Annotated in this window: 17 protein-coding genes; 12 read left to right on the top strand and 5 right to left on the bottom strand. The window is 68.9% G+C overall.

All coding sequences use genetic code 11. The features are described 5' to 3' along the window. The first annotated feature begins 16 nt into the window (after positions 1–16). Positions 17–1,234 (top strand): THUMP-like domain-containing protein, encoded by a 1,218-nt coding sequence (locus ACWDSI_RS06645; RefSeq protein WP_449756057.1) that lies wholly within the window; start codon positions 17–19, stop codon positions 1,232–1,234. Between the two features lie 62 nt (positions 1,235–1,296). Here ACWDSI_RS06645 and ACWDSI_RS06640 read toward each other — a convergent pair whose 3' ends face one another. Both ACWDSI_RS06640 and ACWDSI_RS06635 read right to left on the bottom strand, forming a co-directional pair. Beyond that, positions 1,297–2,577 carry an alpha-amylase family glycosyl hydrolase gene (locus tag ACWDSI_RS06640; protein ID WP_449756056.1) on the bottom strand — a complete coding sequence of 427 codons (1,281 nt, stop codon included), beginning with the start codon at positions 2,575–2,577 and terminating at the stop codon, positions 1,297–1,299. Then, complete coding sequence (locus tag ACWDSI_RS06635) at positions 2,574–3,851, bottom strand: outer membrane protein assembly factor BamB family protein (RefSeq protein ID WP_449756205.1); 1,278 nt, start codon at positions 3,849–3,851, stop codon at positions 2,574–2,576. The genes ACWDSI_RS06640 and ACWDSI_RS06635 overlap by 4 nt, the downstream gene beginning before the upstream one ends. Positions 3,852–4,029: 178 nt before the next feature. Here ACWDSI_RS06635 and ACWDSI_RS06630 point away from each other — a divergent pair, with 178 nt between their 5' ends. Next, the gene (locus ACWDSI_RS06630) at positions 4,030–4,782 is read left to right on the top strand and encodes an acyltransferase (RefSeq protein ID WP_449745135.1); all 753 of its coding nucleotides are present in this window, start codon (positions 4,030–4,032) and stop codon (positions 4,780–4,782) included. A 27-nt stretch (positions 4,783–4,809) separates the two neighbouring features. Here ACWDSI_RS06630 and ACWDSI_RS06625 read toward each other — a convergent pair whose 3' ends face one another. Genes ACWDSI_RS06625 through ACWDSI_RS06615 form a run of 3 tightly spaced genes read right to left on the bottom strand, consistent with a single transcriptional unit; the run spans position 4,810 to position 8,455 of the window. After that, on the bottom strand, positions 4,810–6,063 hold the full coding sequence (locus ACWDSI_RS06625) for a glycosyltransferase family 4 protein (protein ID WP_449756055.1): 1,254 nt from the start codon (positions 6,061–6,063) through the stop codon (positions 4,810–4,812). After that, positions 6,060–7,625, bottom strand: coding sequence for a 1,4-alpha-glucan branching protein domain-containing protein (locus ACWDSI_RS06620; RefSeq protein ID WP_449756054.1), 1,566 nt, complete (start codon positions 7,623–7,625; stop codon positions 6,060–6,062). The genes ACWDSI_RS06625 and ACWDSI_RS06620 overlap by 4 nt, the downstream gene beginning before the upstream one ends. Then, positions 7,616–8,455: a class I SAM-dependent methyltransferase gene (locus tag ACWDSI_RS06615; RefSeq protein WP_449756053.1), complete on the bottom strand. Its 840-nt coding sequence runs from the start codon at positions 8,453–8,455 to the stop codon at positions 7,616–7,618. The genes ACWDSI_RS06620 and ACWDSI_RS06615 overlap by 10 nt, the downstream gene beginning before the upstream one ends. 220 nt (positions 8,456–8,675) lie before the next feature. Here ACWDSI_RS06615 and ACWDSI_RS06610 point away from each other — a divergent pair, with 220 nt between their 5' ends. The 10 genes from ACWDSI_RS06610 (at position 8,676) to ACWDSI_RS06565 (ending at position 22,781) form a co-directional block, all read left to right on the top strand. Next, a complete protein-coding gene (locus ACWDSI_RS06610) occupies positions 8,676–9,461 on the top strand; it encodes an electron transfer flavoprotein subunit beta/FixA family protein (RefSeq protein ID WP_449745131.1) in 786 nt (261 codons plus the stop codon). Positions 9,462–9,543: 82 nt separating this feature from the next. Continuing rightward, a complete protein-coding gene (locus ACWDSI_RS06605) occupies positions 9,544–10,500 on the top strand; it encodes an electron transfer flavoprotein subunit alpha/FixB family protein (RefSeq protein WP_449745130.1) in 957 nt (318 codons plus the stop codon). A gap of 292 nt (positions 10,501–10,792) precedes the next feature. Beyond that, complete coding sequence (locus ACWDSI_RS06600) at positions 10,793–11,620, top strand: GNAT family N-acetyltransferase (RefSeq protein WP_449756052.1); 828 nt, start codon at positions 10,793–10,795, stop codon at positions 11,618–11,620. A 193-nt stretch (positions 11,621–11,813) separates the two neighbouring features. After that, positions 11,814–12,539 carry a lysophospholipid acyltransferase family protein gene (locus ACWDSI_RS06595; protein ID WP_449756051.1) on the top strand — a complete coding sequence of 242 codons (726 nt, stop codon included), beginning with the start codon at positions 11,814–11,816 and terminating at the stop codon, positions 12,537–12,539. Between the two features lie 126 nt (positions 12,540–12,665). Continuing rightward, positions 12,666–14,171 carry an MFS transporter gene (locus tag ACWDSI_RS06590; RefSeq protein ID WP_449756050.1) on the top strand — a complete coding sequence of 502 codons (1,506 nt, stop codon included), beginning with the start codon at positions 12,666–12,668 and terminating at the stop codon, positions 14,169–14,171. Between the two features lie 74 nt (positions 14,172–14,245). After that, the gene (locus ACWDSI_RS06585; RefSeq protein ID WP_449756049.1) at positions 14,246–17,740 is read left to right on the top strand and encodes a BTAD domain-containing putative transcriptional regulator; all 3,495 of its coding nucleotides are present in this window, start codon (positions 14,246–14,248) and stop codon (positions 17,738–17,740) included. 131 nt (positions 17,741–17,871) lie between these two features. Continuing rightward, the gene (locus tag ACWDSI_RS06580; RefSeq protein WP_449756048.1) at positions 17,872–19,245 is read left to right on the top strand and encodes an FAD-binding oxidoreductase; all 1,374 of its coding nucleotides are present in this window, start codon (positions 17,872–17,874) and stop codon (positions 19,243–19,245) included. A 166-nt stretch (positions 19,246–19,411) separates the two neighbouring features. Beyond that, positions 19,412–20,620: a cysteine desulfurase family protein gene (locus ACWDSI_RS06575; protein ID WP_449745124.1), complete on the top strand. Its 1,209-nt coding sequence runs from the start codon at positions 19,412–19,414 to the stop codon at positions 20,618–20,620. Further along, entirely contained in the window at positions 20,620–21,750 is a 1,131-nt protein-coding gene (gene mnmA / locus ACWDSI_RS06570; protein WP_449756047.1) for a tRNA 2-thiouridine(34) synthase MnmA, read from the top strand. The genes ACWDSI_RS06575 and mnmA overlap by 1 nt, the downstream gene beginning before the upstream one ends. Continuing rightward, positions 21,747–22,781, top strand: coding sequence for a vitamin-B12 independent methionine synthase (locus ACWDSI_RS06565; protein WP_449756046.1), 1,035 nt, complete (start codon positions 21,747–21,749; stop codon positions 22,779–22,781). The genes mnmA and ACWDSI_RS06565 overlap by 4 nt, the downstream gene beginning before the upstream one ends. Positions 22,782–22,994: the final 213 nt, after the last annotated feature.

Below are 22,994 nucleotides of genomic sequence, written 5' to 3'. Positions count from 1 at the left end.
GTCCGAGTACCCGCCGATGAGCTACGCGTTCACCCTCGACGACGTGACCTACCTTCGGTCACGGTACGGCGAGGCGGCACTGGCATCGGTGTCCGCGCTGGCGTTGACCCCGTCGACGATGATCGCCGACGTGACGCAGGCGCGCAGTCGGTATGCGCCTCACGACGCGGCGCTGATCGAGACCGTGCGGTGCCGGCGACGGGCGTCGAAGCTGCGGGACCCCGATCGGTGGCTCCTCACCGACGACGCGCTGCAGCAGGCGACCCCGTCGGCGGTGGCCGCGCACCGCGCCGCCGAGATCGCGGCGCGCCACCCGGGCGCGGTGGTGCACGACGTGACCTGTTCGGTGGGTGGGGAACTCGTGGAACTGTCGGCCCGCACCGGGATCGCGGGGGTGATCGGCTCGGACCTCGACCGGGTTCGGCTGGCGATGGCTCAGCACAATGTGTTGACCGACGGGGCACACCCGGTGGTGCTGTTGCGCGCGGACGCTCTCACGCCGACGTCCACCGCCGACGTGGTGATCGCCGATCCGGCGCGGCGATCCGGCGCCGGGCGGGTGTTCCGGCTCGATCAGCTCACGCCGCCGCTGCCGGCCGTGCTGATGACCTACGCGGGTCGTCCTCTGGTGGTGAAATGCGCTCCGGGACTGGATTATCGGGCGTTGCGCGATCGGATCGGTTTCGGTGGTGAGGTGCAGGTGGTCTCGCTCGACGGCGGTGTACGGGAGGCGTGCCTGTGGAGCGGGCCGGGGATCGCCGATGGACATCGTGCCACGGTGCTGCGGACCGACGAGCACGGTGGTGTGAGCGTCGAGGAGGTACGCGACGGCGAACCCGACGACATCGAACCCGCCGGCTCGGTGGGGGAGTGGATCATCGATCCCGATGGCGCGGTGGTGCGGGCCGGTCTGGTCCGCCAATACGCCCACCGGCACGGCCTGCGACAACTCGACCCGCAGATCGCCTATCTCACCGGGGATTCGGTGCCATCGGGGGCGCGCGGGTTCCGGGTGATCGCGCAGACCACGGTATCGGAGAAGATGCTGCGCAAGACGCTCGCCGCACACGACTGCGGTGCCCTCGAGATCCTGGTCCGCGGCCTCGACGTGGACCCCGATGCGCTGCGAAAGCGGTTGAAGCCGAAGGGAGCACGGTCTCTGGCGCTGGTGCTCACCCGCATCGGGCGCCACGGCGTCGGCTTCGTCTGCGACGCGGGTGTGCGCGCCCCTTGACAGCGCGATGGCGCCACAGCACACGGCCGCGGCAGCGAACCGGTGCGGGGTGAGAGGGGCACTCACCCGCCCGCGATGTACCAGCCGCCGGGATCGAGATGGACGGTGTCGCCCTCGCGGTGGGCATGCTCGGAATCGAGGTGCCCCGCGTCGCCGAGCGGCACGGTGATCGATTCGTGCGTGCGACCGGCGTTGAGCGCCACCACGATCGGGCTCTCGGCGCCCGCGCGGTAGCAGAGGCCACCCTGAGCGACGTGCAGTGTGGTGACCGGGGCCCGATGCAGATCGGGGAAGCGACGCCGCAGTCCGAAGAGGCGCTGATGAAGGCGGAACGCCTGGGGGAGTTCGGCGTCGGTGGGCGGCGCATCCGGCAGTGGGGGCCGGATGTCGTCGTCACCGCCGACGCGCTCTTCCTTGGCGCCCGTCCAGCCCAACTCGTCGCCGTAGTAGACGGCAGGGGTGCCGGGCAGCGTGGCCAGCAGTACCAGCGCGAGGTCGGCGGGCAGCCCGTGTAGCCGGGTGGCGATGCGGGTGACGTCGTGATTGCCGATGAACGTCCACGGCACGAAGCTCTCGATCATCTCGTCGTGGCGGGTCAGCGCCCAGGCGAGTTCGTGCATGTTCGCGTCGGTGATCGAACTCCAGATCGCCTTCCACAGCTCGTACTGGGTCACGGTGTCGACGGTGCTCGCGGCGACGAAACCCGGGTAGTCGCCGTGGATCACCTCGGCAACCACGTAGACGTCGGGAAAACGTGCGCGCACCCGCGGCAACACGTGACTCCAGAACTCGGGCGGTACCGCGTAGGCGGCATCGAGTCGCCAGGCGTCGGCCCCGAGTTCGAGCCACTGACACATCACGTCGACCACCAGGTCGGCGACCTCGGGATTTCGGTGATCGAGGGTAACCAGTTCGCCGTGTCCCTCGAAGGTGCGCAGCTCTCCGTCCCTCCCGCGGCGGGCCCAACCGGAGTCGACGGCGTGGGCGGTGTCGGCGACCAGGTGATGGTGGCGGGACACATGATTGAACACACCGTCGAGCATCACCCGAATGCCACGAGCGTGGCAGGCGTCGATGAGCGTGCGGAAGTCGTCGAGCGTGCCCAGCCGTTCGTCGATCTCGTGGTGGTCGAGGGTGTCGTATCCGTGCGTACGGGACGCGAAGATCGGACCGAGGGCGATTCCGTTGCAGCCCAGCGCGATCACGTGATCGAGCCAGCCGGTGAGGTCGGCCAGTGAACGACGGCGACCCCGGTCGGCGCCGGTGGTGTCGGCGCCGAGTGCACCCAACGGGTAGACGTGCCACCAGATCGACGTGGAAACCCAGTCCGGGGTGGGGGTCATTCGATGTCCTTCTTCGAGTCGAAGAAGTAGACCTCGCCGATGTTCGTGGCGACGGCGATCTGTCCGCCCGGCGACACCGCGATCCCGGTGGCGAATCCAACCGAATCCGGCAGTGGGAGCGTGCGTTTGGTGGCGCCGTCGCTGCTGCTGACCTCGATCAACGACAGGGAATCCTTGCCGGGGTCGCGGATCACGGACCAGGCTGTCTTGGAGTCGGTGAGCGTCGAGAGGCTGACCACGGCCAGATCCTTTCGCTGCCACACCTGCTCGGCTCGGTTACCGGCGTCGCGCAGCATCGTCAACGGTGCCCCGATCACTCCCGTCGGAATGATGAGGCCGTCGGGGGAGACGGTCATCGTGGCGAATCCGTAGCCGCCGTTGTCATAGGTCCACTTGGTGGTGCCCGATGCCGCGTCGATCGCCACGATCTGTCCGAGGCGGCTGAACGTATAGAGCGTGGCGCCGTCGGCCGAGAGTGTCGGCGGGCCGATCACCCCGCCGGGGACGTCCGCGTGCCAGATCTCGCGCACCGCCCGTGCGCCGTCCTTCTTGGCGAAGGAGAAACCGCGGATCTGGGAGGCGATCGCCCCGGTGGGCCAGAAGTTGAGGAAGAACCGCTCGTGTTGTTCGTCGACCGCCGGGGGAGCGGGGACCGCGCACCGCGGGCCGTTGGTGACGCAGTCGCCGAAACCGTACAGCGGGTCGCCCGGGTCGGCCTCGGGCCGCAACCGCACCTCGGGTGCGGTGAAGTCGCTGGTCTGTGAGTTGAGCATCAGGATCTGACCCTGCGTGGTGACCATGAGCACCTCGCTGGGTGCCGCGAACTTCGCCGACAGCGGCACCCCGATCACCGGCATCCGCCACCGGAAGGCGCCGCCGGCGTTGAGCGCGAGAAAGTTGGTGGACTCACCCACGTACGTCTGGTCGTACTGGTCGATCAGGGTCGCGTTGGAAGCGATACCGGTCTGCATTCGCTTGCAGAAGTTCTTCCGGCCGGAGTTGGGGTCGAGAACAAGGAAGTTACAGCCGTTGTCGGTGTTCGCGGTGACGCTGACGTTGGAGTGGCCGGAGACCGTCAGCGGCGCGGTGACTGGGCCACCGGTGGGGCGCGTCCAGCTCAGCGTGAGGTCGTCGGGCACCTCGGGGTAGGCGAAGTTCGAGTTGGCGGCGTTCCCGCCGAAACTCGACCATCCCGGACTCGCGACCGACCGCACGTCGACGTGACCGTCGGAGCACGCCGACAGGGTGAGGACCGACACGACGGCGACGACCATGCCGGCCCACAGTGCTCGCCCGCCCACTCGCGTCATCGTGCTCCCGTTGTCCGTCGCTGTTGATGATGTCCGTCGGTCCTCGGCAAGTGCGCCGGGACGCCAGCAGTAGAGCCTATCGTGTGCCATCCACCGCGCCGGGAGATCGGCGGGGTGAACCGGTGGATTAGGGTGTGTCGTCATGACCACGATGTGGAACGCCTCCTACCGGTCCCGCTGGCGAGCCGGTCGCCGCCGCGATCCCCAGCAGGTGCGCTTCCTCACGATGGAGTCACTGCGCTGGGTGTTGCGTAACCGCGCCTACACGCCGTGGTACCTGGTCCGGTACGTGCGCCTGGCCCGTTTCCGGGCCGCCAATCCGCACATCGTGCTGCGCGGCATGCTGTTTCTGGGACGCAACGTCGAGATCCACGCGACACCCGAGATGAGTCGTATGGAGATCGGCCGCTGGGTGCACATCGGTGACGGCAACTCCATCCGCTGCCACGAGGGCAGTCTGCGGATCGGCGACAAGACCGTGTTCGGCTGCAACAACGTGGTGAACTCCTACCTCGACCTGGAGATCGGCGGGTCGGTGCTGGTCGCGGACTGGTGCTACATCTGCGACTTCGACCACAAGATGGACGACATCACCATGCCCATCAAGGACCAGGGCATCGTCAAGGGGCCGGTGCGGATCGGCTCGGACACCTGGGTGGCCACCAAGGTGTCGATCCTGCGTAACACCATCGTCGGCCGGGGTTGCGTGCTCGGCGCGCATGCGGTGGTCAAGGGGGAGGTTCCCGACTACTCGATTGCCGTCGGCGCCCCGGCTCGCGTGGTGAAGAACCGCAAGGACGCCTGGGCGGCCAACGCGGCCGAACGTGCCGAACTCGAACGTGCGCTGGCCGACATCGAACGCAAGAAGGCCGAAGCGGCGCGCGGCGAGGCCTGAGCGACCTCGGCGGCGCGTGCAGTCCGGCTACCCCAGGTCGCGCTCGGGCAACGGCCGTTCGTCGATGATCGGTCTTGCCAACGGGTGCCGGACGCCCCGTTTGGCGGCCAGGTAGACACCCGCGGTGCGCTCGGCCACCTCGCGCCAGGAGAAGTCCTCGGTCAAACGCTGCCGGGCCCGGCGCGCCCGTGCGGCGGCCTGCGCCGGGTCCGAGAGTGTGGTGCGGACGGCCGCGGCCAGGGCGGCGACGTCTCCGGGGGGAAAGGTCAGTCCGGTCAGCGGCGCCGAGACGGCCTCACCGAGACCGCCGGCCGTCGACACCACCAGGGGTGCGCCGGTGGCCGCGGCCTCCAATGCGACGATCCCGAACGGTTCGTATCGTGACGGCAACACGATCGCGGCGCACCGATGCATCAGCGCCACCAGCCCCTCGTGATCGACGGCGCCCAAAAACTGCACGGCCCGCGACACGCGGTGCCGTCGCGCCGTCTCGCGCAGCCACTCGAGTTGGGTGCCGGTGCCCGCCACGGTCAGCACGGTGCCCGGGTGGGTGCGGCGGATGCGGGGCAGCGCGGCGAGCAGATCCTGCAGACCCTTCTCGTACTCCAGACGGCCGGCGAACAGCAGTTCGGTGCCGGGCGTGGCGTCGGCCCGATCGGCGAATGGCCAGGCCCGCAGATCGATTCCGTTGTGGATCACCGTCACCTCGGGGATCGCCGGACCGAACAGCCGGGTCACCTCGTCACGCATCGACGCCGAACAGGTGATGAGCGCATCGGAGTCGTTGGCCAGCCACCATTCCACCGAATGCACCTGCCGGTTGATGCTGCCGCTCACCCAGCCGCTGTGCCGGCCCGCCTCCGTGGCATGAATCGTCGACACCAGCGGAACGTCGAACACCTCGGCCAGTGTGATGGCGGGGTGGGCGACGAGCCAGTCGTGCGCGTGCACCACGTCCGGTGTCCACCGCGAATCCGTCTCCGCGGCAAGGATTCTCAATGCGGCGCGCACAAATGAGTGGCCCATGGCCAAGGTCCACGCCATCATGTCGCGGCCGAACTCGAACTCGGGTGGATCCTCGGCGACCGCGATCACCCGCACCCCGTCGACCCGGGTGTCGGACGTCGGGTGACTGCCGGCGTCGGTGCCCGACGGCCGGCGGGTGAGAACCACCACGTCGTGGCCGAGCGCGGCCAGCTCGATGGCGAGGTGGCCGAGGTGTCGCCCGAGACCGCCCACCACCACCGGTGGGTACTCCCAGGAGACCAGAAGAATCTTCACCGGTGGCGTCCGATGCGGAGCCGGCGGGCGTCGAGATCGGCGAAGAGTCCATCGGCGCGGTTCCAGCCGTCGGCCAGCGTCGTCGCCTGTGCGGTGCGGCCACGCATCGCCGCGTCGGCAATCTCGCGCGTGGCGTGCGCGTGGGTGTGGGCGCGGCGGATCGCATAGTCGGCGGCGGTGTCCTTGGACACCATGAACGGCCAGTCCGACGACACCGTGAGCAGGGTTTCCCGCACGATCTGATCGGCCACCCGATTGCGTGTCGTGTCGGTGTCGATGAGCTTGTCGACCGCGTCGAGTGCGGACTCGGTGACTTCCGCGTTGAGCCGAACGAGGTGGTCGACGTCGGGTCCGTTCCACACCCGCCAGTCCTTGCCCGATCCCCATGAGCACGGCACCAGGTGCACCGGCTCGCCGACGAATCCGTCGGCTGCGGCGCTGCGCAGCGTGCCCACGCGGATCCCGGCCTCGGGTAGCGTCCGCAGCACACGTTCCAGCCATCGCGGACCCTCGTGCCACCAGTGGCCGAACAGTTCGGTGTCGAAGGCGGCCACCACGAGCGCAGGCCTGCCCAGGCGATCGGACTCGGCGATCAGCCGCTCGCGGACATGGCCGACGAAGTCGTCGGCCTGTCGATCGATGACCGCATCGACAAGTGCCGGGTCGTAGGGCTTCTTATCCTGTGCAGCAACGGTTTTGCCGGTCACGCGGGACAGTTTGAGTCCGGTGGCATGGTCGTAGGTGTGGAAATCGCGGTAGGCAGGGTGCCCCGGATAGCCGGACTTGGGCGACCAGACGCGGTAACTCACCGCCAGATCCCGACCGAAGGCGATGACGTCGGAGTCACCCACCGGTCGGCCCAGGGCGGTGTCGCCGTGCAGCGCGGGACCGTCGACCATGAATCGGGCCACACCGGCCTCGGCGTACTCGGTTTCCATGCCGGGTGCGAACGCACATTCCGGAGCCCAGATGCCTGCTGGGCGTGCCGCCCAGCGCAGGTCCGCGTCGGCGAGTCCCTCGGTCAGCGAGAAACGACGCAACCGCGGGTCGAGCAGCGGCGCAAACGGGTGGGCCAACGGACCACCGAGCAGGTCGATCACACCGGAATCGATCAGTCCACGGATCACCGGCGCACCGCCGTGGCGCCAGTGCCGCTCGAACAGTCCCCGGGCCGAGCAGGCATTGCGGAACTCGAGGGTCGCCAGGTCGCGCCGCGTGCCATCGGACGAGCCGGCGGCCTCGACGGCGCGCAGTTGCCAGTCGGCGAGCCAGGAGTACATCGACTCGATGCAGTGAGGGTCGTCGAGCTGAGCCGCCAGCACCGGAGTGATGCCCAACGACACCTGATCGGTGAAACCGTCGCGCCCCAGGCGGCGGAGCATGTCGACGACCGGCAGGTAGGACCCGGCCCACGACTGATAGAGCCACTCCTCGCCGACCGGCCACCGTCCGTGATTGGCCAACCACGGCAGATGCGAATGCAGAACCAGGGTGAACTGGCCGGGAACGTCGGTGCCCGGTGCTGCGGTGCCGGTACTCGTCACGCGGTGTGTCAGGGGCATACGGTGCTTGCGGGTCGGACCGCAACGGCGATCAGGTCGAGCGATGCGTCGATGTCGACGCCGTCACCGGCCTCGACGATGACGAAATCCTCGGCGGCGATGGCCGCCACGTCGGCGACAAGCTCGGTGGGCCAGTCCTCACCGGCAAGCGCGCGTTCGATCTGCGCGTCGATGAGCGATCCGCCCCACTTCTCGTCGAGTGTCTGCAGGCGTGGGCCGTGGTACACGCCCGACATCCGCTCGACGGTGAATCCGCCCGCGGTGATCAGGTCGGACAGTTCGGTGGCGTCGAGTTCACGGGTGTGGAACGGATTGAGCGGAGTGGTGCGGCCCGGTGAGAAGGTGATCCGGTTCGGTGTGGACATCATCAGCCGGCCGCCGGGGCTCAGCACCCGGAAACACTCGTCGACGAACCGCGCCTGATCCCAGAGGTGTTCGATCACCTGGAAGTTCACGACGACGTCGACCGACCCGTCGGGCAGCGGCAGGTCGACAAGGTTGGCCTGCACCACGGTGAGTCCGGGATAGCGACGACGCGTGTGTTCCACCGCGCTCGGGTCGTAATCGACGCAGGTCACGTGTGCCCCCGCGGCGCCGAGCATCGCCGCACCGTACCCCTCGCCCGATCCGGCCTCCAGCACGCGACGCCCCGCGCACTCATCGGCGACGGCGGCGTAGGCGATCTCGTGGCGACGGAACCAGTAGTTCTCTGCCGGGATCCCGGGAACGGTGCGCTCACCGGTCAGCGCGAGTTGCTCGTCGGTCCCGAGGTCGGCCACACCGCGTATCGGCTCGGCGACCGGTGTCGGTGCCCCCTGTGTGTCGGTCATCCCCACGACAGTAGTACCCGCAGACGCGATGGCACCGGGCTCGGTGGGAGTTCGGTGTACGGTTGTCACTCTTTGTCGGTGCCCGCCCCTGCGCCCTGATCGCCATACTGTGAGGTAGGCGATGTGTTACGGCCAAATAGGAAACGCTAAAGTGGGGTAGACCGATGGCCTTACCCGCCGGTAAGTTGCCGAACCCGACGCAGGAGGTCGACGAAGACCCATGACAAACATTGTCGTTCTGATCAAGCAGGTTCCGGACACCTGGTCCGAGCGTAAGCTCTCCGACTCGGATTTCACCCTGGACCGTGAAGCCGCCGACGCGGTGCTCGACGAGATCAACGAGCGCGCCGTCGAGGAGGCGCTCCAGATCAAGGAGGCCAACGGAGGCGAGGTCACCATCCTCACCGCTGGTCCGGCCCGCGCGACCGAGGCCATCCGCAAGGCGCTGTCGATGGGCGCCGACAAGGCCATCCACATCCAGGACGACCTGCTCCACGGCTCCGATTCCGTCCAGACCGCCTACGTGCTGGCACGTGCGCTCGGCACCGTCGAGGGTGTCGAACTGGTGATCGCAGGCAACGAGGCCACCGACGGCCGCGTCGGCGCGGTGCCCGCGATGATCGCCGAGTACCTCGAACTCCCGCATCTCACGCACCTGCGCAAGCTCACCGTGGAGGGCGATCACCTCACCGGCGAGCGCGAGACCGATGACGGCATCTACCACATCGAGGCGGACCTGCCGGCCATCGTCAGCGTCAACGAGAAGATCAACGAGCCCCGCTTCCCCTCCTTCAAGGGCATCATGGCCGCCAAGAAGAAGGAAGTTCAGGTGGTCACCCTCGCCGAGATCGACGTCGAGCCCACCGACGTGGGCCTGGAGAACGCCGGAACCGCGGTGACCAGCTCCACCCCCAAGCCGCCCAAGACCGCGGGTGAGCGTGTCACCGACGAGGGCGACGGCGGCGTGAAGGTCGCCGAGTACCTGGTGGGCCAGAAGATCATCTGACCCCTCTCGAGCAGACCACCACCCCGCTCGGCGGCCGCCCCGATGGGCCGCGGGCATCGAAAGACATCAGGAGCGAAGAACAATGGCAGAAGCACTCGTGCTGGTCGAACAGGACGCCGAAGGCGCCCTGAAGAAGGTGACCAACGAACTCATCACCGCCGCCCGTGCACTGGGCACCCCGGCGGCCGTCGTGGTCGGTGCCCCCGGCTCGGCCGACGGCATCATCGACGACCTCAAAGCCGCGGGCGCCGAGAAGATCTACGTCGCCGAATCCGACGACGCCGCAAGCTATCTCCTCAGCCCCAAGATCGACGTGTTGTCGGCGATCGCCGAGCAGGCGGCACCCGCGGGCATCCTCGTGGCGGCCAACGCCGACGGCAAGGAGATCGCGGGCCGGTTGGCCGTACGCCTGGGTTCGGGCGTACTCGCCGACGTGATCGACGTCAAGGAGGGCGCCGTGGGCGTGCACTCGATCTTCGGTGGCGCATTCACCGTCGAGGCGCAGGCCAAGGGCGACACCCCGGTCTTCTCCATCCGTCCGGGCGGCGTCGAGGCAGAGCCTCAGGCCGGCGCCGGTGAGCGGGTGGACATCGAGGTTCCCGCCGCCCCCGAGAACGCGGTCAAGATCACCAAGGTGGAGCCGAACGTCGGTGGCGACCGGCCGGAGCTCACCGAAGCCACGATCGTCGTGTCCGGTGGTCGCGGTGTGGGCAGCGCGGAGAAGTTCTCCGTGGTCGAGGAACTCGCGGATTCGCTCGGTGCCGCTGTGGGCGCATCGCGTGCCGCGGTCGACTCCGGCTACTACCCGGGTCAGTTCCAGGTGGGCCAGACCGGCAAGACCGTGTCGCCGCAGCTCTACGTCGCACTCGGCATCTCCGGTGCGATCCAGCACCGCGCCGGCATGCAGACCTCGAAGACCATCGTCGCCGTCAACAAGGATGAAGAGGCACCGATCTTCGAGATCTCCGATTTCGGTGTGGTGGGCGACCTGTTCAACGTCGCGCCGCAGCTGACCGAAGAGGTCAAGAAGCGCAAGTGAGCGGCACCTCCGCTGGTTGAGCGTCTCTCCGCTGGTTGAGCGCCCTCCGCTGGGTGAGCGCCCTCCGCTGGTTGAGCGCCCTCCGCTGGTTGAGCGCCCTCCGCTGGTTGAGCGCCCTCCGCTGGTTGAGCGCCCCTCCGCTGGTTGAGCTTGTCGAAACCACCCCGTGACCCCCGGCCCGTGCCGGGGGTCACGTCGTTTCGGGGCGGCTCGCGGTGAGTTCACCCGTCGCGCACCGACACGTCACGCGGCCGTTCCCGCGGGGTCGTCGAACCTGGATTTCATCGGGGGCATGACCGGATTGCCGGGCGCGGCCACCACCCGACCGCGCACACTGCTCGCCGCCGGGGCCACACGCATCCTGCTCACCGAGGACCCCGACCACATCGACGCGGTGCAGCGGCTGCGTTTCGACGTCTTCGCCGCCGAGCCGGGCTTCTCCGACTCCATCGGTGATGCGGACACCGGCCGCGACGCCGACCGCTTCGACGAGTACGCCGAGCATCTGATCGCGGTGCACGACGATGCCGGGATCATCGGGTGCGCCCGACTGCTACCGCCACCGCGGGCCATCGCGGCGGGGGGCTGGTACACCGCAGGCGCCTTCGACCTCGGCGAACTCGACTCCATCGGCGCGGCGACCGTGGAGATGGGACGCGCCGCCGTCGCCACCGGACATCGCCACGGTTCGATCACCGCGCTGCTGTGGGCGGCGCTGCTCGCCTATCTCGAGCACAACGACTACCGGTACCTGATGGGTAGCGTCTCGGTGCCCGTGGGTGGGCCCGACATCGACGGCCGGGTGCGCGGCGCGGCGCTACGCGGTGCCCGTGACCTACTCCGCGATCGGCACCTGGCGCAGTGGCGGGCGCAACCGTTGACACCTCCGACCATCGACGGGCAACCGCTCGACCGCATCGACCCTCCCGACATCGTCGGGGTGCCGCCGTTGATGCGTGCGTATCTGCGCCTGGGCGCACGGGTGTGTGGCGACCCGGCGGTCGACGAGATCTTCGACGTCGGTGATTTCGTCACCGTCCTCGATCGGCAGAACGGCAACTCCCGATACCTGGAACGACTCCGTGCCACCTGCGCACGCCTGAGCGACGCCGGAGAATGAGGAACCGATGACCACAGCGGCGCCGACCATCCCGGACACATCCGAATTTCCCACTTTCGCACAACATCTCGTTCCGACGCCGCTGCGGCCTTCTCATCCCATGCCCGTCGCGGACACGCCGCACGCGTGGTATCCCACGAGCCCCTGCGGGACCCCCTGCCTGGGCGCCGACCGGTGCGACGTGGTCGGTGCAATGCGGGTGGTTGCCCGCGTCACCCGGCTGGTCGTCATCCTCGTCGGTCTCCTGGTGAGCGGCGTGCTCGTGATGCCGCTGCCCCGTCTGGTCCGCCGCGCGTATCTGCGCCGGTCGTCGCGGGCCGTGCTGCGTGCCCTCGGAGTGCGGGTAGTGATCGATGATCGCCGCCCCTTCGCGGCGTCGACCCGAGGACTGGTGGTGGCCAATCACGTGTCCTACCTGGACATTCTGGCGATCGCCGTGGTCAATCCGGCGCATTTCGTCGCCAAATCCGAGGTGATGGCGATGCCGGTGATCTCCACAGTCGCGCGACGGCTGGGCATCATCCCGGTGGACCGCTGCTCGCTGCGCACCCTGCCCGACACCGTCGATCGGGTGGTCGACGACCTGGAATCCGATTCGTCGGTCGCGGTGTTCCCCGAGGGCACCACATGGTGCGGCCGCGCCCGCGGCGAGTTCCGTCCGGCCTTCTTCCAGGCAGCCATCAATGCCGGGGTGCCGGTGATTCCGATGCACCTCGAATTCAGCGTCGACGGTGCGATCACCGCAGCGCCGGGCTTCATCGGCGACGATTCGCCCGCCGACACCATGCGTCGGGTGCTGCGGATGCGTGGACTCACCATGCGCGTGCGGATCCACGAATCCCAGCTTCCCGGTGACGACCGTCGCGAACTGGCCCGCCGCTGCGCCGACCTCGTCGGCGGCCCGCTGCCGCACCCCTGACATCACACACGCGACACCACCCCCGACATCACACTCCGAAGGGCGCGACCAAGCAGCCCGCAAGCGACCTCCAAGGCCCTCGGCCCACCCTGACTTCACCGAATCGGATCGAACAAAGGTGGAGACATGGCGGACACGAGCCCGCACTTGGGACGTAAGAGCCCGGCCTTCTCACGGACACAACGCATCACCTTGGCAGTGGTGTGTGCTGCGACAGCGATGCTCATGCTCGACATCGCGGTGGTCAACACCGCGCTGCCGGCCATCGCCCGAGAGTTCCGCGCCGACATCACCCCGCTCAAGTGGGTCGTCGACGGATACACCCTCGCACTGGCCACAGTCGTGCTCAGCGCCGGCGCATGGGCCGACCGGATCGGCCGGCGTCGTGTGTTCGTGGCGGGTGTCGTGGTGTTCACGCTCGCCTCGGCTGCGTGCGCGGCCGCCCCGACGATGGCGCTGCTCAACGTGTCCCGCGTGGTGCAGGGACTCGGTGCCTCCCTGATGTTCGCCTCGTCGTTGGCGTTGCTGGCCAACGCTTTTCCCGGGCGGACCGAGCGCACCACGTCGCTGGCGGCGTACGGGGCGACGATCGGCGCATCGTTCGCGGTGGGACCGTTGCTCGGTGGTGTGCTGACCGAGGTGTTCGACTGGCGGGCGATCTTCGTCGTCAACATCCCCGTGGGTGTGCTGATGGTCCTCGGAGCCCGTTGGGTGGACGAATCCCGGAGCAGCGCCCCGCGCCACGGCGACTGGTGGGGGCAGGTGGCGGTGATCGCCGGTCTCGGCGCACTCACCTACGGGTTCTTCGAGGCCAACTCCCGCGGTTGGGCGGATTCCGTCACACTGGCTGCCTTCGCAGTGGCCGCGGTCGCGATCAGCGCCTTCGTGGTCATCGAAAGTGTTGTCCCAGAGCCGATGCTGCCGTTGGGAATGCTGCGCAACCCGGCGTTCGCCGGCGCCCAGCTGGCCACCTTCGCGATCTCGGCGTCGATGTTCGCCGTGTTCGTGTACGTGACCATCTACCTGCAGGGAGTGCTGGGACTCACCGCGATCGAGGCCGGCCTCGTCTACCTGCCGGGAACCATGGTGATGCTCGTGGTCGCCGGACTCACCGACAAACTCCTCGGCAGGGTGGCGCCCTGGGTGCTGTTGGCGACGGCACTGGTGGGCGTCGCCGGTGGGCTGGCGTGGATGACGATCGGCGGTCTGCACAGCAGCGGATGGGTGATGGTGCCCGGCTTCCTTGTGGCCTGTGTCGGCGCGGGCGTCTTCAATCCGGTCATGAGCGGGGTGGTGCTCGCCGAAAGCCACCACGACGATTCCGGGCTTGCCGCAGGTATCAACGACGTCTTCCGGCAGTCGGGAATCGCGTTGGGAGTGGCAGCCCTCGGAGCGGTGTTCCCCGCCCAGTCCGTGCTGACCTGCGGTTCGCCCGCCGCATTCGTCGACTCCTTGCGGGTAGCGCTGTGGATCTCCTGCGCAGTCGCGGCCGCAGGCGCCCTCGTCGTGGTCGCGGCGATGCGCTCGGCCCGCGCGAGCACCGGGGGCGATTCGTACGGGGGCGATTCATACGGGGGCATCGACCTGCCTGCCGGAACCCCACCCCGTTTGGTCGATGAGAGGACGCACTGAGCATCCTCGCGCCCGTCGGCGACGTACACTCTGGCCGGGATCAAACAGACAATCCGGGCAGGCGGGAGGCATCCATGCGCGAGTACTTGGTGCTCGGTCCGCTCGAGGTGCGTCACGACGGGCGTCCGGTCGATCTGGGGTCTCCCAAACAGCGGACGGTGCTGGGTGCACTACTTCTCGCCCGCGGTGCGGTGGTGTCCACCGACCGATTGATCGACACGGTGTGGGGAGACGAACCCCCGGCAGCCGCCGTCACCAGCCTGCAGGCCTACATCTCGAACCTGCGGCGGTCGCTGCGTTCGGACCGGGGAGAGAGTTCCCCGATCCAGCGGGTCGCCACCGGCTACCGTCTCGAGCTCGGCGACGACCGTCTCGACCTCATCGAGTTCGGCGGACACGTCGCCGCCGCACGGGCGGCCAGGCACGAGGACCGCTGGACCGATGCCCTCACCGAAGCCGAATCCGCGCGTGGGCTGTGGCGTGGTGAGCTTCTCGCGGAGGCCGGCGCCGAAGTCCCGTGGATCGTGGCCGAATCCGCTGCCCTCGACGAAGCCCGGCTCGCCGTGCAGGACACGCACATCACCGCGCTGCTCGCCGCCGGGGACACCGGCGGCGCGCTGAGTGGCATCGTCGGTCTGCGGGCCCGGGACCCGTTGCGCGACAGGGGAGTCTGGTTGCACATGGTGGCCCTGTACCGGGCCGGGCGGGCCACCGACGCGCTCGACGTGTACTCACGGCACGCGCGCACCCTCGACGCCGAGTTGGGTCTGCGCCCGGGCGCCGAACTCGTCGAGTTGCAGGGTGCGATCCTCCGCCACGATCCGGTCATCGCGGCGTGGCCGCGTGCGCCGCACTGGTCCGGCGCCGAATCCGTGGCGGCCCCTGCCGAGGTCACCGATCCGCCTGCGTCGGTGCCCATGTCGTCGCCCGCGGTGACCGATGGCGCGGACATGAGCGAGATCCCCCTGGTGGGACGCGACGCCCAGATCGATCGGATCTCGACACTTTTCGACGGGTCGCCGGCAACGCGGTGGCTGCTGCTCAGTGGTCCCGCCGGAATCGGCAAGACACGACTGGCCGAGGAGGTCGCGCACCGAGCGGAGCGTGCCGGCTACTCGGTGGTGTGGGTGCGTTGTCCCGACGCCGACGGTGTCCCGGCGTGGTGGCCGTTGCGGCAGCTGTGCCGGGGACTGGGTGTCGACCCGGCCGATGTGTTGTCGGTGCCCGCCGGGGCCGACGCCGACACCGCCCGGTTCGCCGTGTACGAGCGAGTCCAAGCTCTGCTGGAATCTGTTCCGCCACAAACGGTGACGGTGATCGTCGAGGACGTGCACTGGGCGGACGCGATGACCCTGGGCCTGCTGGCGTACCTCACCACGGTCCTGCGCGACACCCCGCTGCAGATGGTGGTGACCGTACGCGACGGTGAAGGGGGAGCCGACGCACAGCGGCTGCGCACGGCGGTGTCGCGCGCAGGCGGGATGTTGATCGCGGTTCCTCAGCTCGACGACACCGAGGTGGCCGAACTCGTCCGGGCCGTGGCAGGCGACACGCTCGCCGATGCGGATGCGGCCACGCTAACCCGGCGCACCGGCGGAAACCCGCTCTTCGTCACCGAATTCGCGCGCCTCCCGCCCGATGAACGGCGTCGTGAGATGGTTCCGGCCGCGGTGCGGTCGGTGCTCGACCGTCGACTGCTCTCACTCGATCCCGCAGTGCTCGAGGTGGTGGGTCACGCGGCCGTTCTCGGCACCGAGATCGACGTCAATCTGCTTGCCACGGTGATGGGTCGTGACGTTGCCGAGATCGCGGACTGTCTCGACGAGGCCGTCGACGAGCGAATCCTGATGGCCACCCACACCGGTGGGCAGACGCGTTTCGCGCACGCCCTGTTACGTGACGAGGCTCTGTCGACGATTCGCCCGTTGCGCCGGTGTCGAATTCATCTGCGCTGTGCGGAGATCTTTGCGAGTGCCGACGGTGCCGACGCGATCTCGCGCCGGGCGGCGCACCTGCTCGAGGCGCGTCCGGTGGCCGAGGCCGCCGAAGTGGTCGCAGCCTGCCGGGCGGCAGCGGATGAGGCCACCACACAGTGGGATTCGGAAAGCGCGTCGTACTGGCTCGACGCTGCGCTGCGCACCTACGAATCCGCCGGGGTCACCGCGTCGACCATCGCCGAGCGCGACGATCTGCTGATCGCACTGCTGGCCGCGCGGGCCCGCGCCGGTCAGGTGCGGATGGTTCTCGAGACGGTCGAAACGCGACTCTACGAATGTATTCGGGCCGGTGCGCACGGCACGCTGGGACTGCTGGCGAGCAGTCTGATCCGCGCGGGAGGCGCCTGGCCGTGGATCGGCCCCCACGTGGCCGACGAGAGTCTGCTGGCCGCGCTGACCGGGGCCGCCGATGCCGCGTTGGAGGACCCGGCAAGTCTCGCGCGAGTCTGCGCTGCCGCCGCGATCGGGCACTGCTATCACCGCGACACGGCCGTTCCGGCTCGCTTGCTGGCGCGAGCGGACGCGCTGGTCGCCGGACTCGACGACGATGCGGTGCTGGCCGATGTGATCCTCGCGCGCCTGATCACCTACTCCGGCGTGGCCGACTACGCCGACGCCTCTCTCGAGTGGGCCGAGCGGTTGCGGTCGTTGACATATCCGGATGCCGATGTCGATTCGGTGGTCGTCGACACCATCCTCACGATGGCGACGATGACGCTGGGCGACGTCGACACCACCGAGACCCTGGTCCGGCGGGCGATCGCGGGAAGCGAATACCTGCGATTGCCGATCCTGCGCGCGCAGTTGCGCTGGATGGAGATGTCCCTGGCCTCCTGGCGGGGGGACTTCTCGCTGGCCAGGCAGCACTTCGACACGGCCGTCACGGTGCACGAGCAGACCGAGTTGTACGTGGCAGGCAGCAATTGGCTGGCGATGATGGCGATGGCCTGTGAACGCGGCATGCTCGACGACCTGGCGGGCGCGGGCGGGCCCGACCCCCTCGACTGGGCGCGCCGCAGCAGCGAGGAGTTCACCCACGACCAGATCGCGCTGCTGGTCGCTGCCGGGATCGCGCGGATCGCCGGTTCCGCGGGCGACCGAGAGTTGGCGCGGACGATGATCACGGTGTGGCTCGACGACGACCGGCCCATGGTGTGGACGTCGCTGTGCCAGGCGGTGCTGCTGGCCCACGTCGTCGCCGAACTCCGCATGGTGGAATACGCGCCGACCTTCATCGATCACCTGACCCCGTTCGCCGACCACATCGCGACGCTCGGACAGGTCGGCTGTGTGGGTCCGGTCGCACTCGCGCTCGCCGAACTGCACTACCTCATCGGCGACGACGACCGCGGATACGAGGCACTGCGCACTGCGCACGACATCGCGCGCACCGGCCGTGGAGTGCCCTCGATGTTGCGCTGCCGGCTGCTCGGCCTCCGCAGGCAGGCCCCGTCGGAGGCGCGTTCGGCAGCGCTGGCCGAGATAGAGTTCCGCGCCCGCTCGCTCGGTATGCAGCAACTCGCCGACTCCGCGGTGCAGGTGCGGCTGTCGGCACAGACGTCGGATCGCTGAACCCCGCACACCGAATCCGTATACCAACGGTAGGACGACAAGGGTCCAAGCACCTTCCAAGCGTGGTGCAATGACCCCGGCGCACTCTGGCGGAGCGATCAATCGGTCGCAACGAGTGCGAAGGAGACCCCATGTCCACAGCGTCCGACACCGATCAGGCCGCCATCACCCGACTGCGAAGCGAGGTTCGGGGTGCCGTGCACCGCCCGGGCGATCCGGATTACCCAAGTCCCGGATTCAACGTGGCGGTGCCGCGCACACCGTGGGCGGTGGTCGACGTCGCCGACGCCGCCGACATCGCCGCCGTTGTGGCATTCGCGGCGGCCAACGCGATGACCGTCACGGTTTTCGCCACCGGCCACGGCGGGACACCCGTCGACGACCGGTCGATCCTGGTGCGCACCAACGCACTCGACGAATGTGTGGTGGACCCCGCGACGCGCACCGCCCGGGTGGGTGCGGGTGTGCCGTGGCAGACGGTCATCGAGCAGGCCGCCGCCCACGGCCTGGCCCCGCTGTGCGGATCGGCGCCCGGGGTGAGTGCCGTCGGATTTCTCAGCGGCGGCGGCATCGGTCCGTTCGTCCGCACATTCGGGGTATCGTCCGATCGCGTGCGGTCCTTCGGTGTGGTGACCGGTAACGGTGAGATCAAACATGCTGCGCCGGAAGAGAATCCGGAACTCTTCTGGGGGCTGCGTGGAGGCAAGGCCACTCTCGGCATCATCACTGACGCGGTGATCGACCTGCTTCCGATCACCGAATTCTATGGTGGTGCAGTGTATTTCGACGGCGCCGACGCTCCGGAGGTGCTTGCGGCCTGGCAGCGCTGGACCACCGATCTGCCCCGGGAGGCGTCCACCTCGCTGGCATTGCTGCGATTGCCCGACATGCCCGGAGTGCCGCCGGTGCTCGCCGGACGACTCACGGTTGCCGTCCGGTACGCCAGCGTCGCCGCCCCCGACTCCGCCGCGCAGGCGTTCGCACCGATCCGCGCCGTCGCGGCGCCCATCCTCGACGCGGTGGGCGTGATGCCCTACGCGGCGATCGGCGCCATCCACGCCGATCCCGTGCACCCTGCACCGGCCTACGAGGGCGGGCTGCTGCTGTCGGAATTGCCCGACGACGCCGCCGCGGCACTGCTGCGCAACGTCGGCCCCGAGGTGATGTCGCCCCTGCTCGTCGTCGAGCTGCGGCTCCTCGGCGGGGCCTACGCGGACCCGCCGGCGGTCACCAGCGCGTTCTGTCACCGCGACGCGGCCATCAACCTGCACGCCGTGGGCATCCTCGCTCCGCCCATCGCCGCAATGGTGCCCGAAGCCACGGCACGTCTGGTCGCCGACATGGCTCCCTGGGCCGCCGGTGGCCGGCTCCCGAACTTCACCGCCGGCACCGACCCCGCCACGATCCGCAGCTGTTACGACGACGACACAGCGGCCTGGTTGTCGGCACTCGCGCAGCAATACGATCCGGCGGGAGTGTTGCGGGCCGGGCAGGTGATGCGGTGAGGCGCTCACGCAGCCGCTCGACCCCACTGCGCTCGACCCCTCTGCGCTCGACCCCTCTGCGCTCAACCCCTCTGCGCTCAACCCCTCTGCGCTCGACCTCATTGCGCTCGACGAGCAGATTGCGGGAATTTGTCAGCGGTCGCGACACGTTTATCCTTGCAGTCGTATGTCCGCAACCGCCCGTGAACCCGTCTACCTCGACAATGCCGCCACCACAGCGCTGCTGCCGGAGGCCGTCGAGGCGATGATCTCTGCCTCGGCTCAGCCGGGGAATGCGTCGTCGCTGCACGGTTCGGGACGCCGTTCGCGCCGTCTACTCGAGGAGGCGCGCGAATCCATCGCGGCGTCGCTGTCGGCGCGGCCCTCGGAGGTGATCTTCACCAGCGGTGGCACCGAAGCCGACAATCTCGCCATCAAGGGGATCTTCTGGGCCCGCCGCGGCGAGGACGATCGGCGGCGTCGGATCATCGTGTCCGCCGTCGAGCATCACGCGGTGCTCGACCCGGCGCAATGGCTCGCCGACTGCGACGGCGCCGAACTGGTGGTGCTGCCCGTGGACGCAGACGGTGTGGTGTCGCTGAGCGCGCTGCGGGCCGAGTTGGAGTCCAACGCCGAGAACACCGCACTCATCTCGGTGATGTGGGCGAACAACGAAGTCGGCACCATCGAGCCGATCGCCGAGGTTGCGGCGCTCGGCGCCGAGTTCGGAGTACCCGTCCATTCCGATGCGGTGCAGGCGGTCGGGCATATTCCGGTCGATTTCACGGCCAGCGGGCTGTCGGCGATGAGTGTGGCGGCGCATAAGTTCGGTGGCCCGTTGGGAGTGGGTGCATTGCTGCTGCGCCGCGACGTCGCCTGCGTGCCGTTGCTGCACGGGGGCGGGCACGAACGCGACGTGCGGTCGGGGACGCAGAACGTTCCCTGCGCGGCCGGCATGGCGGCCGCCCTGCGGTGGGCGGTCGCGACACTGCCCGCCACCATCACACGGGTGTCACACCTGCGCGAGATGCTGTTCGACGCGTTGCTGGCCGTGGAGGGCGCCTCGGCCAACGGTCCGCGCGACGACCGCCGTCTGCCGGGCAACGTGCATGTCACCTTCGCCGGATGCGAAGGTGATTCGCTGCTCATGCTGCTCGACGCCAACGGCGTGGAGTGCTCGACGGGTTCGGCGTGCACCGCCGGCGTCGCGCGGGCCAGCCACGTACTGCTCGCGATGGGACTCGACGTGGCCACCGCGCGGGGGTCACTGCGATTTTCGCTGGCGCACACCACCACCGAATCCGACATCGACACGGTCGCCGAGGTCATCGGCGAGATCGTCGACCGTGCCCGCATGGCCGGTCTGGTTTCCGCCCCTGCGGGGAGGGCACGCTGATGCGCGTTCTCGCCGCAATGAGCGGAGGTGTGGATTCAGCCGTCGCGGCCGCACGTGCGGTCGAGGCCGGTCACGAAGTGGTCGGCGTGCATCTGGCGCTGTCGACCGCGCCGGGGGCGCTGCGAACCGGCTCACGTGGCTGTTGCTCGCGCGAGGACGCCGACGACGCGCGCCGGGCCGCCGATGTTCTGGGTATCCCGTTCTACGTCTGGGATTTCGCCGATCGATTCAAGGACGACGTGATCGACGAGTTCGTCGATGCCTACGCCGCCGGCGAAACCCCGAATCCGTGTCTGACCTGCAACGAGAAGATCAAGTTCGCGGCGCTGGCGCAGAAGGCGGTCGCGCTGGGCTTCGACGTGCTGGCCACCGGACACTATGCGCGCCTGGCCGACGGAGAGTTGCGGCGCGCCGTCGACGCCGACAAGGACCAGTCGTATGTGCTGGCAGTACTGACCCGCGAGCAGCTCGCCCGGGCGATGTTCCCGGTGGGTGATACGCCCAAGCCGCAGATCCGCGCCGAGGCCGCCCGCCGCGGACTGTCGGTGGCCGACAAGCCCGATTCGCACGACATCTGCTTCATCCCCACCGGCGACACGCGCGCATTTCTCGGCGCCCGCATCGGGATCCGGCCGGGTGCACTGGTCGACGCCACGACGGGGGAACGCCTCGGCGATCACGACGGCGTACACGGTTTCACCATCGGGCAGCGCAAGGGCCTGGGGCTGGAGAACCCCGCCGCGGACGGCAAACCGCGGTACGTCACCGATATCGATCCGGGATCGGGCACCGTCACCGTCGGCTCGTCGGCGGATCTCCAGGTGTGGCACATCCGCGCGACGCGGGCCGTCTGGACGTCGGGCGTGACGCCCACCGAACCGATCGAGTGCACGGTGCAGGTGCGCGCACACGGGGGACTGGCGGCCGCCGTCGCCACCGCGACCGAGATGGACGGCGAACCCGCGATCGACATCGCGCTGCGCGAACCGCTGACCGGCGTCGCCCGCGGGCAGGCCGCCGTTCTCTATCTCCCCGACGAGCTTCGCGGCGACCTGGTGCTGGGATCGGGGCGTATCAGCACCACCTCGGCCGATGCCGCGAGTCGGCACGCCGCCGCCGCACGCGCGTGAACTCCCTGCCGGTCGGCGTGGGAACCGGTTTCGGTTCCATGCCCGGCACCGACGCCGCAGAGGCGGCCGCCGTCGTCAACGGTGAACTCGACCTGGCGCATCTGGCCGAACTGCCCGCCCGCGGCATCGGCGCCGACATGATCGGCCGGATGGCCACCCTGCTCGTCGACATGCCGATGGATGCGGGCACGTGGGGCTATCGCCTGGCCGCTCGCCCGTCGAATGCATCGCGCCGCGCCGCCGACTTCTTGCACGCCGACCTCGATGCCTTCGAAGAGCTCTGGGACACTGCGGGTTTCATCAACACCGGGCGGGCGTTCAAGGTGCAGGTATGCGGCCCGTTCACCCTCGCCGCGACGGTCGAAACGGCCAACGGGCACAAGGCAATCCGTGATCGTGGTGCGTTGTCGGACATCGTGGAGTCCACCGCCGAAGGACTGATCGGTCACGTCGCCGAGGTGACGCGGCGCCTCGGTGCCGACGTCGTGGTGCAACTCGACGAACCGCTCGTCGGCGCCGTCATCGACGGCAGCGTCACCCCGTTGACGCGGATGAATCCGATCGCCGCGGTGCCGGTGGCCGACGTCGCCGAATCATTGCGGCACATCGTCGATCTCGTGGGTCGTCCCACCATCGTGCACAACTGCGGCGCGCCGCGCTGGGACCTGATCGCCCGGCTGCCCGGCGTCGGCCATTCGGTGGTGCTCGACCGCGCGGTGCGCACCGGCGCATCGTCGATGGATGCGGAGACGCTCGACGGCATCGGCACGTTGGTCGACCGCGGCGACGTCCTGGTGGCGGGGGTGGTGGCTGCCGATCGTGTCGACCGCACGGCGCGCGCCGAGACCGTCGCGACGACGCTCGCCGGGATCACCGACCGCATCGGACTGAAACGAAAAGTCTTGTCCGAGAATGTGATGGTCACGCCGTCGTGTGGCCTGGCGGGTGCGCCGCCGAAGTGGGCGCGTACCGCCCTCGGTATCTGCGCGCGGGCGGGGGAGTTGCTCGCCGCCGATCCCGACGCGCTGTGACGCTGGGGCGCCCTCCCGCGGCGTCATTTCCCTCCCGCGCAGCGGATCTCTTACGCGGGAGGGAAATCGGTACGCGGGAACGGAGCAGTGGCCGCCGGACGCCTTGACGCTGCCCCCTTAGTGTCGCGTTTCGTTAGTTGGTTTTCGGTTGAGCTTTCTTGAGAATCTCCTCGACCGGTTTCGTCCACACGAAGGGGTGTTTGCGGTCGTTCC

The sequence above is a fragment of the Gordonia sp. NPDC003429 genome, from assembly GCF_053588575.1.
This window is presented reverse-complemented; position numbering and strand designations above follow the sequence as displayed.

Coding starts and splice junctions, on each gene's coding strand:
- ACWDSI_RS06635 (WP_449756205.1), bottom strand. CDS start 3,851: ATGGTCGTCGCCGTCGTGTCGGTCCTCACCCTGTCGGCGTGCTCCGAC.
- ACWDSI_RS06585 (WP_449756049.1), top strand. CDS start 14,246: ATGCGCGAGTACTTGGTGCTCGGTCCGCTCGAGGTGCGTCACGACGGG.
- ACWDSI_RS06595 (WP_449756051.1), top strand. CDS start 11,814: ATGCGGGTGGTTGCCCGCGTCACCCGGCTGGTCGTCATCCTCGTCGGT.
- ACWDSI_RS06630 (WP_449745135.1), top strand. CDS start 4,030: ATGACCACGATGTGGAACGCCTCCTACCGGTCCCGCTGGCGAGCCGGT.
- ACWDSI_RS06605 (WP_449745130.1), top strand. CDS start 9,544: ATGGCAGAAGCACTCGTGCTGGTCGAACAGGACGCCGAAGGCGCCCTG.
- ACWDSI_RS06590 (WP_449756050.1), top strand. CDS start 12,666: ATGGCGGACACGAGCCCGCACTTGGGACGTAAGAGCCCGGCCTTCTCA.
- ACWDSI_RS06580 (WP_449756048.1), top strand. CDS start 17,872: ATGTCCACAGCGTCCGACACCGATCAGGCCGCCATCACCCGACTGCGA.
- ACWDSI_RS06620 (WP_449756054.1), bottom strand. CDS start 7,625: ATGCCCCTGACACACCGCGTGACGAGTACCGGCACCGCAGCACCGGGC.
- mnmA (WP_449756047.1), top strand. CDS start 20,620: ATGCGCGTTCTCGCCGCAATGAGCGGAGGTGTGGATTCAGCCGTCGCG.
- ACWDSI_RS06645 (WP_449756057.1), top strand. CDS start 17: ATGAGCTACGCGTTCACCCTCGACGACGTGACCTACCTTCGGTCACGG.
- ACWDSI_RS06600 (WP_449756052.1), top strand. CDS start 10,793: ATGACCGGATTGCCGGGCGCGGCCACCACCCGACCGCGCACACTGCTC.
- ACWDSI_RS06615 (WP_449756053.1), bottom strand. CDS start 8,455: ATGACCGACACACAGGGGGCACCGACACCGGTCGCCGAGCCGATACGC.
- ACWDSI_RS06575 (WP_449745124.1), top strand. CDS start 19,412: ATGTCCGCAACCGCCCGTGAACCCGTCTACCTCGACAATGCCGCCACC.
- ACWDSI_RS06640 (WP_449756056.1), bottom strand. CDS start 2,577: ATGACCCCCACCCCGGACTGGGTTTCCACGTCGATCTGGTGGCACGTC.
- ACWDSI_RS06610 (WP_449745131.1), top strand. CDS start 8,676: ATGACAAACATTGTCGTTCTGATCAAGCAGGTTCCGGACACCTGGTCC.